General features: G+C 67.9%; 14 protein-coding genes, 2 pseudogenes and 1 other annotated feature. Of the genes and pseudogenes, 8 read left to right on the top strand and 8 right to left on the bottom strand.

Annotated features, from left to right (window positions below):
* Positions 1 to 40: 40 nt before the first annotated feature.
* The 4 genes and pseudogenes from ACFQ91_RS00080 to ACFQ91_RS00065 all read right to left on the bottom strand — a co-directional run.
* Positions 41 to 1,090 carry a homocysteine S-methyltransferase family protein gene (locus tag ACFQ91_RS00080; RefSeq protein ID WP_198499371.1) on the bottom strand — a complete coding sequence of 350 codons (1,050 nt, stop codon included), beginning with the start codon at positions 1,088 to 1,090 and terminating at the stop codon, positions 41 to 43.
* Positions 1,091 to 1,294: 204 nt separating this feature from the next.
* On the bottom strand, positions 1,295 to 1,600 hold the full coding sequence (locus tag ACFQ91_RS00075; RefSeq protein WP_198499370.1) for a hypothetical protein: 306 nt from the start codon (positions 1,598 to 1,600) through the stop codon (positions 1,295 to 1,297).
* A 3-nt stretch (positions 1,601 to 1,603) separates the two neighbouring features.
* Complete coding sequence (locus ACFQ91_RS00070; protein ID WP_198499369.1) at positions 1,604 to 1,951, bottom strand: TraR/DksA C4-type zinc finger protein; 348 nt, start codon at positions 1,949 to 1,951, stop codon at positions 1,604 to 1,606.
* Positions 1,951 to 2,469: pseudogene (locus tag ACFQ91_RS00065) on the bottom strand (ABC transporter ATP-binding protein); the annotation flags it as partial. The pseudogene ACFQ91_RS00065 and the gene ACFQ91_RS00070, both read right to left, overlap by 1 nt.
* A gap of 38 nt (positions 2,470 to 2,507) precedes the next feature.
* Between ACFQ91_RS00065 and ACFQ91_RS00060 the strand changes: the two are divergent.
* Positions 2,508 to 4,046: a recombinase family protein gene (locus ACFQ91_RS00060; RefSeq protein ID WP_259864523.1), complete on the top strand. Its 1,539-nt coding sequence runs from the start codon at positions 2,508 to 2,510 to the stop codon at positions 4,044 to 4,046.
* Between the two features lie 114 nt (positions 4,047 to 4,160).
* Here the strand turns inward: ACFQ91_RS00060 and ACFQ91_RS00055 are convergent, their stop codons facing one another.
* From ACFQ91_RS00055 to ACFQ91_RS00040, 4 genes and pseudogenes are all read right to left on the bottom strand, one after another.
* Entirely contained in the window at positions 4,161 to 4,775 is a 615-nt protein-coding gene (locus ACFQ91_RS00055; protein WP_162228824.1) for a hypothetical protein, read from the bottom strand.
* Between the two features lie 20 nt (positions 4,776 to 4,795).
* The gene (locus ACFQ91_RS00050; RefSeq protein WP_162228823.1) at positions 4,796 to 5,374 is read right to left on the bottom strand and encodes a single-stranded DNA-binding protein; all 579 of its coding nucleotides are present in this window, start codon (positions 5,372 to 5,374) and stop codon (positions 4,796 to 4,798) included.
* 82 nt (positions 5,375 to 5,456) lie between these two features.
* Positions 5,457 to 7,238, bottom strand: a pseudogene (locus ACFQ91_RS00045) (TraM recognition domain-containing protein).
* A 2-nt stretch (positions 7,239 to 7,240) separates the two neighbouring features.
* A complete protein-coding gene (locus ACFQ91_RS00040) occupies positions 7,241 to 7,771 on the bottom strand; it encodes a hypothetical protein (protein ID WP_162228944.1) in 531 nt (176 codons plus the stop codon).
* Between the two features lie 312 nt (positions 7,772 to 8,083).
* On the opposite strand from ACFQ91_RS00040, the gene ACFQ91_RS00035 reads away from it, so the two are divergent.
* The 7 genes from ACFQ91_RS00035 (at position 8,084) to ACFQ91_RS00005 (ending at position 13,872) form a co-directional block, all read left to right on the top strand.
* Positions 8,084 to 9,172 carry a tyrosine-type recombinase/integrase gene (locus tag ACFQ91_RS00035; RefSeq protein WP_198499368.1) on the top strand — a complete coding sequence of 363 codons (1,089 nt, stop codon included), beginning with the start codon at positions 8,084 to 8,086 and terminating at the stop codon, positions 9,170 to 9,172.
* Positions 9,169 to 9,495 (top strand): helix-turn-helix transcriptional regulator, encoded by a 327-nt coding sequence (locus tag ACFQ91_RS00030; RefSeq protein ID WP_198499367.1) that lies wholly within the window; start codon positions 9,169 to 9,171, stop codon positions 9,493 to 9,495. The genes ACFQ91_RS00035 and ACFQ91_RS00030 overlap by 4 nt, the downstream gene beginning before the upstream one ends.
* A 507-nt stretch (positions 9,496 to 10,002) precedes the next feature.
* Positions 10,003 to 11,237 (top strand): IS3 family transposase gene (locus ACFQ91_RS00025; RefSeq protein WP_137826983.1). Its coding sequence is split into 2 segments (ribosomal slippage): positions 10,003 to 10,312 and positions 10,312 to 11,237, totalling 1,236 coding nucleotides; the frame shifts between segments, so codons are not numbered across the junction.
* A gap of 105 nt (positions 11,238 to 11,342) precedes the next feature.
* Positions 11,343 to 11,585, top strand: coding sequence for a transposase (locus tag ACFQ91_RS00020; RefSeq protein WP_198499366.1), 243 nt, complete (start codon positions 11,343 to 11,345; stop codon positions 11,583 to 11,585).
* Positions 11,543 to 11,671 (top strand) — a sequence feature (AL1L pseudoknot). (Overlaps the previous gene by 43 nt.)
* Complete coding sequence (locus ACFQ91_RS00015; RefSeq protein WP_198499365.1) at positions 11,579 to 12,346, top strand: IS3 family transposase; 768 nt, start codon at positions 11,579 to 11,581, stop codon at positions 12,344 to 12,346. Its footprint overlaps the feature before it by 93 nt. Before ACFQ91_RS00020 ends, ACFQ91_RS00015 begins: the two co-directional genes overlap by 7 nt.
* 202 nt (positions 12,347 to 12,548) lie before the next feature.
* Positions 12,549 to 13,619 (top strand): IS110 family transposase, encoded by a 1,071-nt coding sequence (locus ACFQ91_RS00010; protein ID WP_198499364.1) that lies wholly within the window; start codon positions 12,549 to 12,551, stop codon positions 13,617 to 13,619.
* Complete coding sequence (locus ACFQ91_RS00005) at positions 13,603 to 13,872, top strand: integrase core domain-containing protein (protein WP_198499363.1); 270 nt, start codon at positions 13,603 to 13,605, stop codon at positions 13,870 to 13,872. Before ACFQ91_RS00010 ends, ACFQ91_RS00005 begins: the two co-directional genes overlap by 17 nt.
* Positions 13,873 to 13,980 lie beyond the last annotated feature (108 nt).

Genomic DNA, 13,980 nt, shown 5'->3' with positions numbered 1-13,980 from the left:
ACGCTGCTGCACCCGAGGCGCTGGTCCGCCCGAGGCGCTCCTACGCCCGGTCGCCGAGGGCGACGACGTTGTCGGCGAGGCGCTCGTTCGTGCCGTACATGAAGTGGTTGCTCATGTTCTCCGAGAACCGGCTCGCCTCCGTCGTCAGGCCGACCGCCTCGGCGACCTCGCGGATGTGCATCGGGGTCGCCCCGCAGCACACGCCGAGGTAGTTGACGCCGAGCTCGTGCGCTTCCTTCGCGAAGGCACCGATCTCGTAGCGGTTGGTCTGCAGCGGATCGAGCGCGGTGGGGAAGGTCCGGCCGTGCGGGGACGGCACCGCGGCGTGGGGGTCGGAGAGGTTGAAGAAGGTCGGCTCCTCCTCGGTCGTCCGGTAGGGGATCGGCAGGGCGCCGACGTGACACGAGACGGCCGCGCGGATCTCTTTGAGCCACGGCAGCATCGTCGCCGGTCCGCGGAAGCAGTTGAGGCCGACGACGTCGACGCCGAGCTGCTCGAGGCGCTGGGCGGTCTCGACGATCCCGGCCCCGTCGGCCATCTCCTGAAACGCCATCGGCGCGAGGGTGAGGACGACGGGCAGGCCGCTGGCCTTCGCGATCTCGGCGGCGGCGATGGCCTCACCGGCGAAGTAGAAGGTCTCACCGATGATGAGGTCGGCGCCTTCCTCGACGGCCCAGCCGACCATCTCGGAGAACATCGCGCGGACCTCGTCCTGCTTCGCGGGGTCGGCGGGATCCCAGATGTTCGAGTTCGAGATGTTGCCGGCCATGAAGTTGCCGGGCTTGGCGTCGGCGACGGAGCGCGCGATCTGCAGGGCCGAGCGGTTGAGAGGCTCGAGGAGGTCCTCCTTGCCGATGACCCGCATCTTCTCGCGGTGTCCGTTGTACGTGAAGGCCTCGACGATGTCGGAGCCGGCCCGCTGGAAGTCGACGTGGAGGCTGCGCAGCGCCTCGGGGAACTCGAGCGCGACCTCGGGCACGAATTCTCCCGCGGAGAGGTAACCGCGCTTCTCGAGTTCGAAGAGGAAGCCTTCCGCGCAGATCACGGGACCGGCGTCGAGGCGCTCGGTGAGGGCGTTGGACTGTGACATGAGTTCTCCCGGTAGAGCTGAGATCGTCGGGCCCGATGACCGAGCTCCGTCGCATTGAGGACTCAGCCAGCTCATCACAGGCAGCGTCGCTGTCCGCCGTCGACCGTCACAGAAGGTCAGATTCGCGCCGCATTCCGTCACAGAAGGTCATGTCGCCGAGGCGGCCCGCCCTCCCCAGGCGCCTAGACTTCCGTCCCGAGTTCGTCAGTTCCCGCCGCGGGCGGTCAGCCAGTCGGCGAGCAGCGCGGCGCCGAGGAAGGCGATGAGCCACACCCCGCCGAGGATGAGAGCGATGACGGGGAAGAACACCACCGCGTAGTTGATCTCGAGCCACAGCCCCGACAGTGCGAGGAGTGCGCAGAGGAGGACGCCGATGCCGGCGATGAGGCGGAGGACGAAACCGGGCGTCGACCCGGTGCGCCGGCCCCGGGCGGCCTGGACGAGGACGAGCACGCCGGCGAGGAGCAGGAGCAGCGGGGGGAGAACGATGAGGACGACTCCGGCGGCCATCGTCTACCTCCCGGTGTCCCTGCTCGCGCACATCACGCACAGCGCCGCGTACGGGCGAGCGTCGAGTCGCGCCGGGGCGATCGGCTGTGAGCAGGCGGCGCAGATCCCGAACGTCCCGTCATCGAGCCGGGTCATCGCCGCGGCGATCGCGTCGAGGCGGTCACCGGCCTGCTGCCGCAGCGCGTCGGCCTGGCTGCGTTCGAACGCGATCGTCGAGCCCTCGGGGTCGTGCTCGTCGTCGCTGTTGTCGCCCTGCCGGGCAGCGGAGAGACCGTCGATCGAGGCGCTCAGCGACGCGAGGAGCGCACGGGTCTCCGCCTCCTCGTCGGCCAGCCGCTGACGCCAGTCCACTACGCCTCCAGCGCCTCGGTGGCCTCGAGCCAGCGCTCCTCAAGCGCTGCCGTCTTATCCTCGAGTTCCCGGACCTGCGCGGTGAGCGCGGCGAGTCCCTCGAAGTCGGCCTGATCGTGGACGGCCATCTCCTCGTGGAGGGCGGCCACCTGCGTGCTCAGCTTGTCCATGCGCCGCTCGATCGCCGAGACCTCCTTCGTCGCGGCCCGCCGTTCGGCGCCGCTGAGCTTCGGTGCCGACGACTCCTCCGCCGAGGCGGTCCCGGCGGGATCTGCACTGTTCGACCTCGTTGCCGGGCTCGACCCCGCGGCCTCCTCCGCGCGCAGGCGCAGGTACTCGTCGACCCCGCCGGGCACGTGCCGCAGACGGTGGCCGAGGATCGCGTACTGCTGATCGGTGACCCGCTCGAGCAGGTAGCGGTCGTGGGAGACGACGATGAGGGTGCCCGGCCACGAGTCGAGGAGGTCCTCCATCGCGGCGAGCATGTCGGAGTCGACGTCGTTGGTCGGCTCACCCAGAAATTCGATGGCAGATCCCAAGGGAGCACCTGTCTGCCATGGAAACTCAATCACTCGCTCTGCCGGTCGCCTCGGAAGTCAGAGCACTCATCTACACACGTGCCTCGATGGATCGCCACTACCTCATGCGATCCACCACCGACCAGGAGACCGACTGCCGCGCCTGGTGCGAGCAGGAGAAGTGGACGGTCGCCAAGGTCATCACCGACGCCAACCGATCCGCGTCGCGCTGGCGCACCCGCGAGCGCGAAGGATTCGAGGAGGCTCTGGAACTGATCGCGTCGAAGGAGTACGACGCCTTCGTGACGTGGGAGCCCTCACGTGCCGGTCGTGAGCTCCTGGCCTATGTGCAGCTGCGCGCCGCCTGTCAGGAGGCCGGGGTGCTGTACCTGACGAAGGGTCGTGTCTACGACTTCGCCCGCCACGATGACAGCTTCATGATGGGCCTGGAGTTTCTGAGTGCGGAGAAGGACGCGGCGATCATCCGCGACCGGCAGTTGCGCACGGTGCGGCTGAACGCGCAGAAGGGCCGCCCGCACGGGCGGCTGCCGTTCGGGTACCGGAGGGTCTACGACGAGCATACCCGTGCGCTCGTTCGCCAGGAGGTAGACCCGGAGAAGGCGGCGATCATCGTCTCAGCGGTTGACGAGATTCTCGACGGCGGGTCGATCAACCAGATCGTGACGCGCCTCAATCGTCAGGGCGTGCCCACGCCGATGAAGGCGACCTCTGATCACTCGCGCGGCTGGACGACTGCCACGATCCGGCAGATCATCAAGAGCCCGACGATCGCGGGATTGCGGATGTACCAGGGCGAGGTGATCGGCGAGGCGGACTGGCCCGCGATCATTCCGGTCAAGAAGTGGGAGCAGGTCAACCATCTGCTCGATGACCGAGCCAGGCGCACCCGCTACGTTCCCGAGGACAACCCCAGCCATCCGCGCTGGCTGCTGACGTTCATAGCGAGGTGCGGGTACTGCCTCCATCCGCTGGTGCGGATTCACGGCACGAAGGTGCGCAAGCGCACCGGGCTGCGTTCTGACAACTACAGCTGCGGGCGCCCCGGCTGCCGCAAGGTCAGCATCGATATGCGCAACACCGACGTGTACGTCACCGGCGTGTTGCTGGGCTGGTTGTCGAAGCCGGAGAGCTTGGCGGTGATCATCGGCCCGGAGGACGATTGGAGTGAGCGGGTCCGGGAGGCTGAGGAGCAGGCCGCTGCGTTGCGTCAGCGACTGGACGAGGCGGCGAGCGAGTACGCCGAGGGCCGGATCAGCATGACGATGCTCACCAGCATCGAACGTCGACTGATTCCGCAGATCGAGCAGGCCGCGAAGGCTGCGGTTCCTCCCGTCGCTGACAAGCAGTTGCTCTCGTTCATCCAGGAGAGCGATCTGGAGGCGGCATGGGACCGTCTGGAGCTGGTCGAGAAGCGTCGGCTGCTGAAGATGCTGCTGGACATCCGTGTGGAGAAGGCGATCCAGATGGGGCCGTACTTCAACCCGGATCGGATCAAGATCACGCCTCGCTACTCGGTTCCCGAGACGTATCAGTGGAAGCGAGCAGAATCGTCCTGATCGCAGCGCCCTGCCGCTCGGTCGGAGGCAGGAACGACGCGCCGAGCTCTCGCCCCCGATCCTGGAGTCGCGAGAGCTCGGCGTTCTCTTTCTGCACTGCGGTGGTGGTGGTGGTCATGGCAGTTCTCCGGTTTCGGGGTCGGCGCCGGCGTAGAAGGCGTCTTCGGCGGCGCGGCGCTCGGCGACTCGTGCGGCGACGTAGTCCACGAAGTCGCGGTCGCGGTCGGCGACGAACACGTCCTCGATCGGGTCGGGCGGGTCCTCGCCGGGCCAGGCGGTCTGCCGGGTGGGCCGGTCGCGGTCCAGACGGGTGCCGGAGGCGGCGACCCATTCGCGCAGCCGGGCGCGGGCGTCGGCGAAGTCGCGATGCCACCCGAACGGGGCGGACCCGTCCTGCTCGGGGTGGTAGGCGCACAGCCAATGCAGATGGAGAGCAGACAGTTCCCAGACCAGTTCGTCGTGGCGGTGCCAGAACGGCGGGATCACGCTGGCGGGCAGCCCGTAGGTGCGGCGCAGCCTTTCGACCCACCGGTTCAGGGCGTACCACTCCTTTTCGAGCACGTCAGCGCGCAGCAGGTACCAGTTCACCGGTCCAGGCGGGCCGGCATCCTCCTCGCCCTCTTCGGTGTCGTACTCGTCGTAGTCCTCGTCCAGGTCGAAGTCGTCGCCGGGCAGGCCATCGGCCTGCGGCTCGGCGGGGCTGTTGTGGTCGGAGGTCAGGTCGCTCATGATCGCGGTCTCCCTCGTCCTCACAGGCCCATCGCCGGCGGCTGCTGCACAGGACGCCGCGCCGACGCCTCGAAGGCAGACACCTGCTCCCGCGGCCCGGGCGGCGGCTGGGCCGGCCGCGACCGTGCCCCCTCCGGCTCCGGGGCCCGTTGGTGGGACGTGTCTCGTTCGGGGGTCTGCTGCCCGGCGGCGCGTTCGGCGACCTCGCGGCGGGGACTGCGGTCGACGTCGTAGCGGGTGTGGGCCATGTCGTGCCCGAGCCCGGTGGCGACGAACCGCTCCTTCATCTCGCCGGTGGACTTGCTGGTGTACTCCTCCATGCGACCCTCGGCGATGAAGTAGTCGCCACGGAGGAGATTCTTGTACGCGCGGACGGCAGCGCCCTTGTAGGCGACCAGATCGTGGTAGCTGTTCGGCAGCCGCGTGTAGGTGCCGTCGCTTTCGTAGTTCCAGTGCCGCTGCTCGACCTTCGCGTAGAACTTCGCCTTGCCCGTCGACGTGGTGTCCAGCGACGGGGTGGACACGATGCGTCCCTTGAAGGACTGGCGGACATCCGCCTCCGGCTCCGGGGCCTGCTCGGGGTGTGCTTCCTCGGCCATCGCTCTGCTCCTGTCTGCCTCATCGGGTCACCGAGGGCGGTGACCGTCGTGACAGGCAGGTGCACACCCGCTGTCCTGAGCTCTACGCGGAACGGGGGCGGCGCAGCAGTGCCTCGATCTCGCCGCGGTCCGTCTTCAGCTGGGCGGCGTCGGGCCGGGCCGGCCACGGGGTCAGATCGGTGACGATCGGTGGTGCGGCGCGCAGCAGGGTGACGGCAGTGCCAAAGGGCAAGGTCCGCAGCCGGTCGGGCGGGAAGACCGACACCCGCCGTACCGAGCGTTGGTTCTGCCGGGTGCCGTGATCGCCGAGGGTCACACTGTCGGTGTACTCGTCGCGCTCACCGATCAGCGAGGAGAGGTCTTGGAGATCTTTGCTGTTGGAGGCGCCGCCGAGGATGATCTTCACGATCGAGGCGTCCCAGATCGCGTTCGCCTGGTTCTCGTTCCACTTGTCGCGGGCTTGGGCGAGGGATTGCAAGACGGGCACGCAGGTGATGCCGGTGCCGCCGCCTTCGGCCATCAGCACCGGCAGGCTCGGCAGCGGTGCGAGATTGGCTATCTCATCCAACGCGAGCAGCACCGGCGGGTCCAGCCGGGCTCCCGGCGAGCGGGCCGCGATCCGGCGAGCGGTCTCCACGAGGTCTTCCACCAGGGCGGCCACCAGCGCGGCGGATGCGCCGGCACCGGCGCCGGTGGCGAGCAGGAACAGGGTGCCTTTGTCGCGGATGAACCGTTCGGGGTCGAAATCCTCGCCGGGGCCGGGGCTGACAGCATCGAGCACCCGCGGGTCGGCCAGCGCACCCAGGGCGAGGGACACGCCCTACCAGATCGAGTCCCGCGTGCGGGGGTCGGCGTCGATCATGGATTCCAGCGAGTCCGCCCAGCCGGTCGCCGCGTCGGGGTGGTTGGTGAGGATCGCGACCGCCTCGGCCGCCGCCGAGGGGTCGAGAGTCCACCGGAACAGCTCCTCCGGGCTCCGGTGGTCGAGGGCGGCGGCGTGCAGCAAGGCTTGGAGAGCGGTGCGGGTCTTCCCCTCCCAGAACCCGCCGGACTCCACCCCGCCCGCCGACAAACCGGTAGCGGAGGCGAGGCCGGTGGCGCGGATCATCGCCGTGAGCGGGTCGGCGCAGCCGCGGATGGGTGACCAGCGCATCCCCGCCGGCACGCCCTCGGCCAAGTGTTGAGGGTCGAACACGGCCACGGGCCCGATCCGTTTGCGGGCGCGCAGAGTCGCGGTGAGGTTGTCGGGCCGGGTGCTGGTGGTGATCACCGCGCCGGGAGCATCGAGGATCGCCGGGATCACCACATGCAGGCCCTTGCCGGAACGGGGCGGCCCGATCAGCAGGATCGAGTCTTCGACCGATGCCCATACCTCTTTGCCCTTGCTGGTGCCGAGCCGGTACCCCACGTCTGCCGGTGTCGGGTTGTCCAGGGAGGGGCGGAGGTTCGCGGCGCGTTGGAGCAGCGCCCGCGCTGAGGCCGTGGTGGTGATCTCATGCGAGGTGGCGATCCCGGCGGTGGTGTGCGGGTCGGTCTCGACCTTGCGGGCGTGGCGGCGCAGCCGCACCCACACCCAGCCGCCCGCGGCGGCGAGAGCGGTGAGCAGCACGACGGCGACCGTCCAGTAGGCGAACGGATGCAGCCCGTCCGCGTCGAGCGCGGCGGCGGGGTCGCCGGGCCGGAACAGCACCCCGACCCCGGCCGCCGGCCCGGCCGCCGGCTGGTCGGTGCCGGTGAGGAACGCGGCGATGCTACCGGCGGCGCGCAGGATGAGCGCGAGGCCGAACAGGCCGACCAGTCCGATCATGGCGGCGTTGGTCAGCTCGTCGCCGAGGCTGCCGGTCTGCCGTCCCTGCGACGCCATGCTCATCGCAGGGTCTCCACGACGATGGAGCCGGAGATACGCCCGACCAACACCACCTCATCCGCCCCTGAGCCGACGAACCGCGCCGGGTCGAGCAGGGCGCGGGCGGTGCCGTCGCCGGTGGCATCGGTGTGGGAGACGATGACTGCGACCGCCACGTCCTCGCCGGGCACGAACCCGTCCCCGGTGACCTCGACCAGCACCGGCCGGCCCGGCGTGCGCTTCTCCTTCTTCTGCGGCACCGGTTCGGCGGCGGCGGGCTTGCGGGGCGCGGCAGGGATGAGGTCGGTGAAGCTGGTGCCGTCGGCCTCGTGCACCTCGACCCGCACCGGCACCGCCCGCTCATCACTGGCCTGGTCGATGATCTGCGGGAACATCTTCCGCGACCACGCCCCGGTGTTCTCCGGTGGCGGGTGCGGGGCGCCGTTGATCGTGACGGTCATCGACCCGTCCGGCTGGACGTCCAGGACGACGGATCGCAATGACACCGGTGCGGACGCGGCCGGAGTGGGGCTGGTGGGGTTCTTTCTCATGCCCGCCAGGTGCGCCCCGCCCGTCCCGCGCCGGACACGCATGTTCACGCGAACCGTCAGAGCTTCCGACAGACCTTCAGGAATACTGACGAACCGTCAGCCACAGTGAAGAACCGTCAGAAATCCGGGGAACTTGCGGGGGTTTATCTCTAGAGCCGCAACTTTCTGACCGAGGTTCATGCCTCGCAGGTGCGCTCCGCCCGCCGCCGCAACGGACTTACCGCTTGTCGAGAATTCTGACGAACCATCATGATTCCTGACACTTTTGCAGTATTCTTGATGCATGGTCATGATTCGTGAAGCTGCGGAGTGATGAAGCTCGCTGCGGTTCGGAGTGTCGGAACTGCCAGGGGCTGGCGGTCCGAGGAGGATGCTGCCGACTTCGAGCAGGAGATCATCGACCAGTACGCTCTCGCGATGGCTGCCGCCGGGCTCAGCGACGGCTACATCGCGCAGTCCAGAGCAGTCGTGTTCGAGTTCCGTCACCATCTCGACGTCCCGCTGTGGCAAGCAAGGCCCTCCGACGCGGACGCTTTTCTGGCCGGGCTACGTCGGGCTGGGTTGGCGGTCACGACGCGGGCGAGCAAGGCGGGTGCGATCGCGCAGTTCTACGACTTCGCCATCGCCCGCTACCAGGGCGACATCAATGCGCTGACCGATTGGGTGATCGAGCAGCCCGTCGACGAGTACAACCGGCAGTCGGGCTCGTCGCTGGGCAAGGTCCGTGTGCCTCCGTCCGATGCGGAGATCGGCCGGCTCTTCGGCGGGTGGGCCGCCTCGCTCCAAGATGAGCGACGTTATCTGCCCGCCGCGAGGAACTACTTCGCTGCGTCGCTCTGGCGCAGGGTCGGGGTGCGCATCACGGAGAGCACGAAACTCGACATCCGTGACTGGCGGCCCGATCTCGGGGCGCTGGGTAAACTGCATGTCCGGTTCGGGAAAGGCTCGCGGGGACGAGGGTCGAAGCAGCGTCTGGTGCCTGCGATCAACGGGGCGGACAAGCTCATCGACTGGTGGCTCGGCGATGTGCGACACCGCTTCGGCCCCGACTGGGACAACCCGGATGCCCCGATGATCCCGTCCGAGCGGTTCGACCACGAACTCGGTCGTTCCTGGCGGGCCAGCGACGACGTGCTCCGGCGGGGCCTGACCCGAGCGACTGAACGGTTCTTGCCCGCCTGGGCCGGAGGACGGATGACGCCGCATGTGCTCCGCCATTACTGCGCGTCATCATTGTATCTGGCGGGCATGGACTTGAAAGCGCTGCAAGAGCTGCTGGGGCACCAATGGCTCTCGACCACGACGCAGTACATCCACGTCCCGGGCGAGCACGTCGAGGACTCGTGGATGCAAGCCAACCAACGGCTGGAAGACCGATTTGAAGGGATGACCACGCGATGAAATGGAACCTGCGAGTCCAGGCCGCCGAGCGCGGCATCTGGAAGTCGGCGGAACTGCGGCGGATGCTCGCCGACGCCGGGCTAGAGATCAGCCAGGGCAAGATGTCCGGGCTGTGGACGGGCACGCCGACCACGATCCGGCTGGACGATCTCGATGTCATCTGCCATGTCCTCGCCTGCAAGCCAACTGATCTGCTGGTGCCCGAGCCCGAGAAAGTCCGAGCACGCAAGCCCGGCACCCGTCGGCGGGTAGAAGCGAATGGGAGCACGAATATGGTCGCGCCCCGGTTCGGTCCGAAGAACGATCGGCCGCCGCCGCTATGAGTCCGGCACGCGGCCCAAACGGACCCTTGAGTCCGCCGTTGCCCTGCACCGCGTGCGGGGTGAGGCCGGCCGCGTGGCTCACACCCCGAATCGACTTCTGCTACGACTGCATCCCCGGCGGCCCGTTCACACCGCCGGCCTGTAGCAAGTGCGGATCAACCGAGTATTACAGCCAAGGACTCTGCGCCCACTGTCACCCCGGCAGCCCCGGCTTCATCGGCTGGGACTGCCGCACGCTCAGGTGACAGTTGGGGTGTCAGGCCGCGAGATCCACGGCGGGGTTCATGATGGTCTCGTATTCGATGGGGGTCAATCGGCCCAGGCGGGCCTGTCGGCGACGACGGTGGTAGGTGCGTTCGATCCAGGTTGAATCGCCCCGGGTGTCGTGGAGGGTCTGATTCCCCGAGAGGATGATGACTATGCCAGCACCGAGGAAGTATCGGTGCTTGACCCCTGATCTTGGACACGCTGATTCCAGCACGATGCTGGGGAAGCGAGAATCCAAGGATGGCAAGGAAGAACTACACCGACGAGTTCCGGCGGCGGGCGGTGGACCTGTACGAGTCGACGCCTGGCGCGACGCTCAAGGGCATCGCGGGCGATCTTGGGGTCTCGCGGGGCGCGTTGAAGGAGTGGATCGACAAGCTCGGCTCCGGGACGACTGTCGGCGGTGGCATGGCGGTGCCTGATGGGCCGCGGCCGGAGTCGCAGGCGGCGCGGGTGGCCCGGCTCGAAGCGGAGAACACAGCGCTGAAGGCCGAGGCCCGCAAGCTCGAGACGGAGCGGGACATACTCCGTCAGGCGGCGAAGTATTTCGCCGGGGAGACGAACTGGTGAACCGCTTCCAGTTCGTCGAGGACCACAAGGACGCCTACGGCGTGAAGCGGTTGTGTGAGGTCATTCAGATCGCCCGATCCTCGTTCTACGCGTGGCTCGCAGCCGCGCCAGGACGAGCCAAGCGTCACGCTGCGGACGCGGCGTTGGCGGCGCGGATCCGGGTGCTGCAGGATCCCGACCAGGGCGGCGACCGCGCGTATGGTGCACCGCGGATCACCGCTGACCTCAACGACGGCGTCGCGCCGATCGAACGGGTCAATCGCAAGCGGGTCGCCCGGGTGATGCGCGAGCACCAGCTCGCCGGAATCCGGCTGCGACGCCGAGTGAAGACGACGATCCCGGACCAGTCGGGCAGGCGCTTCCCGGACCTGATCGAACGCGACTTCACGGTCGGCGAGCCGAACCGCAGGTACGTGGGAGACATCACCTACCTGCCCATCGCGGACGGCTCGAACCTCTACCTCGTCTCGGTGATCGACCTCGGCTCCCGCAAGCTTGCCGGCTGGCAGGTCGCCGACCACATGCGCACCGAGCTCGTCGAGGACGCCCTCCGCGCCGCGGCCCGCGAGCGTGGCTCACTGGCCGGCGCGATCTTCCACAGCGACCACGGCTCGGTCTACACCTCGAAGGCCTACGTCAAGCTCTGCAAGGACCTGAAGGTCATCCAGTCCATGGGAGCGATCGGGACGAGTGCCGACAACTCACTCGCGGAGAGCTTCAACGCCGCCCTCAAACGTGAGCTCCTCGCCGGACGCGCGGCGTTCCCGGACCAGGCCACCGCCTACCGGGCCGTGTTCCGCTGGGTGAACCGCTACAACACCCGCCGACGCCACTCCGCGATCGGCAACATCAGCCCGAACACCTACGAAGCCGCCGCATCCGCTACCCTCGCGGAAGCGGCATAACCGAACCGACACCGTGTCCACGATCGAGGGTCAAGGCCCCATCCGCAGGAGCTTCGTGCGCGTGCGATGCGGCTTGTCGCTGAGGCCAGGAAGGAAGATCCGGAGTTGTCGTTGAACGCGGCGGTGGTGCGGATCGGGCAGCGGACCGGCGTGAACGCCGACACGTTGCGGGGCTGGTGCAAGCAGGCCGCGATCGACGCGGGCGAGCGTCCCGGGACGACGACGAGCGACGCGCAGCGCATCAAAGCGCTCGAGGCGGAAGTGCGCGAGCTGAAGCGCGCCAACGAGATCCTGTTGGCGGCCTCGTCGTTCTTCGCGCGGGAGCTCGACCCGCGACTGCCGTGGTAGTTCAGTTCATCGATGATCATCGTGACCGGTTCGGAGTCGAGCCGATCTGTCGCGTGCTGACCGAGCACGGCGTCCAGATCGCTCCGTCCGGCTACTACGCGTTCAAGACCCGCCCCGCCTCGGCCAGGGCAGTCCGCGATGAGGCGCTGATCATCGAGATCGAGCGGGTGTTCTGGGACCGAAAACTCGGCCGTGGGATCAGCGGGGCGCGGAAGGTCTGGCGTCTGCTGCGCCGCGAGGGCATCGAGGTTGCCCGCTGCACCGTCGAGCGCCTCATGCGCCGACTGGGGTTGCGCGGCATCCGTCGCGGTAAGCAGGTCGTCACCACCCGGCCCGACGACTCAGCGCTTCGGCCGCCAGATCATGTGCAGCGTCAGTTCCGCGCGGACCGCCCGAACGAACTCTGGGTCGTCGATTTCACGTATGTGGCGACCTGGTCGGGTATGGCGTTCACGGCGTTCGTGACAGATGTCTACTCGCGCCGGATCGTCGGCTGGCGGACGATGTCGCGCATGCCGACCGAGCTGCCGCTCGATGCGCTCGAGATGGCGCTATGGGTGAGAGATCGGGCCGGCCAGGATGTCACCGGCGTCATCCAGCATTCGGATGCCGGGGCCCAGTACACCGCCCTGCGCTACTCGGACCGGCTCGCCGAGGTCGGCGCGATCGCCTCGATCGGCACCGTCGGCGACAGCTACGACTGTCAGTCTGTTTCTGCCGCATCCCGCGAGGATGAGGAAGTCCTGGCCGGAGCGTTCTGACCCTTGCATACGATTGGCCCGCAGGGTGCCTTGGCGTTGATCTGTCGAGCCTCCGGCCGGGCGCGCAGTAACCGCTGCCGCCGGATCGGGCGTGACCTGATAGGAGCCTGGAGCAGTCTCGACAACGCGTCCCCATGACAGTCCTGTCCACCCGCCGGCGACAGCGTGACACCACGCTAACCCGCAGGAGGAACAGGACAACATGACCGCACTCGAGGCCGCCCGTTCGGGGCACGTCGTCATCGGCGTCGACACCCACAAGCACATCCACGTCGCCGCGGTGATGGACTCCATCGGCGGGATCCTCGCGACCCTCACGATCGCGACCGACACGGCCGGGTTCCGGCAGCTGTTGGAGTGGGCGAACGGGTTCGGGAAGATCATCGCGTTCGGCATCGAAGGAACCGGCTCCTACGGGGCCGCGCTCACCTCGTTCGTCCGCCGCCACGGTCACAAGGTCGCCGAGGTCTCACGACCCGACCGGCGACTGCGACGCCTCAACGGCAAGTCGGACACCCTCGACGCGGAGAACGCCGCCAGAGCGGTACTCGCCGGGTTCGCGACCGCGATCCCGAAGACCGCAGACGGCGTCGTCGAGATGATCCGGCAGCTGAAAGTCGCCCACGACACCGCGGTCAAGGACCGCACGGGCGCGATGATCACCCTCAAAGCGATGCTTGTCCATGCCACCGAGGATCTGCGTCGGGAGACGGCGCGCAAGACGCAGAAGATGATCGCCCGCCACTGCGCCGCACTCCGACCCCGCGGGCTCGACACCCCGGAGGACGCGAACCGTCACGCGCTGCGGTCGATCGCGAAGCGCTGGATCGCGCTGAACGACGAGATCACCGACCTCGAGGCGCAGATCGAGCAGCTCGTGCTCCAGCGCGCGCCTCACCTGCTGGACGAGTTCGGCATCGGTGTCGACACTGCCGCGGAGATCCTCATCGTCGCGGGCGATAATCCTGAGCGCATCAAGAGCGAGGCGGCGTTCGCGAAACTCGCCGGTATCAGCCCCGTCCCGACCGGGTCGGGCATGACCAGCGGCAAGCACAGGATCAACCATGGTGGGCACCGGCAGCTCAACGCTGCGATCTACCGGACGGTGATCGTGAGGATGAGGTTCCACGAGCCGACGATCGCCTACGTCGCCCGCCGCACCGCCGAGGGCAAGAGCAAGCGCGACATCATCCGCTGCCTCAAGCGCTACGTGATCCGCGAGGTCTACCACCTCGTCAAGACCGACCCCCGAACCGGTGAAATCGCGAGTTGACAACTATAGGAGCATCAATGCCCTGGCCGAGACCGTCGTCGGGCTCTACAAGAACGAGTGCGTCAAGATCGACGGCCCGTTCCGCAGCCCGGATGACCTCGAACTGGCGACGTTGTCCTGGGTCCACTGGTTCAACGAGAACCGGCTGCACTCCTCGATCAGCTACCTCACCCCGATCGAGAAGGAGAACGAGTACTACCGTGAGAACACCTCCCAGCGACAGCCGTCGCTGGGACAACCCGCCCTCCACTAAACCCGGGGCGATTCAGGTGATGATCGCGATGCGGAGCTCTTCTCGAGTCCGCCAGCGCTTGCGGTCCAGGACGTTCTTCTGCAGCAGCGCGAAGAAGGACTCCATCGC

Source organism: Brevibacterium sp. NPDC056726, from assembly GCF_042790515.1.
GTDB classification, from domain to species: Bacteria; Actinomycetota; Actinomycetes; order Actinomycetales; family Brevibacteriaceae; genus Brevibacterium; species Brevibacterium sanguinis.
Note: the sequence above shows the minus strand (reverse complement) of the source record. Positions and strands in the feature narration are given on the sequence as shown.

Bases quoted from the DNA above. Each gene is read 5' to 3' on its own strand.
- ACFQ91_RS00040 (WP_162228944.1), bottom strand. From the start codon at position 7,771: ATGAGAAAGAACCCCACCAGCCCCACTCCGGCCGCGTCCGCACCGGTG.
- ACFQ91_RS00010 (WP_198499364.1), top strand. From the start codon at position 12,549: ATGACCGCACTCGAGGCCGCCCGTTCGGGGCACGTCGTCATCGGCGTC.
- ACFQ91_RS00055 (WP_162228824.1), bottom strand. From the start codon at position 4,775: ATGAGCGACCTGACCTCCGACCACAACAGCCCCGCCGAGCCGCAGGCC.
- ACFQ91_RS00030 (WP_198499367.1), top strand. From the start codon at position 9,169: ATGAAATGGAACCTGCGAGTCCAGGCCGCCGAGCGCGGCATCTGGAAG.
- ACFQ91_RS00060 (WP_259864523.1), top strand. From the start codon at position 2,508: ATGGAAACTCAATCACTCGCTCTGCCGGTCGCCTCGGAAGTCAGAGCA.
- ACFQ91_RS00075 (WP_198499370.1), bottom strand. From the start codon at position 1,600: ATGGCCGCCGGAGTCGTCCTCATCGTTCTCCCCCCGCTGCTCCTGCTC.
- ACFQ91_RS00050 (WP_162228823.1), bottom strand. From the start codon at position 5,374: ATGGCCGAGGAAGCACACCCCGAGCAGGCCCCGGAGCCGGAGGCGGAT.
- ACFQ91_RS00035 (WP_198499368.1), top strand. From the start codon at position 8,084: ATGAAGCTCGCTGCGGTTCGGAGTGTCGGAACTGCCAGGGGCTGGCGG.
- ACFQ91_RS00080 (WP_198499371.1), bottom strand. From the start codon at position 1,090: ATGTCACAGTCCAACGCCCTCACCGAGCGCCTCGACGCCGGTCCCGTG.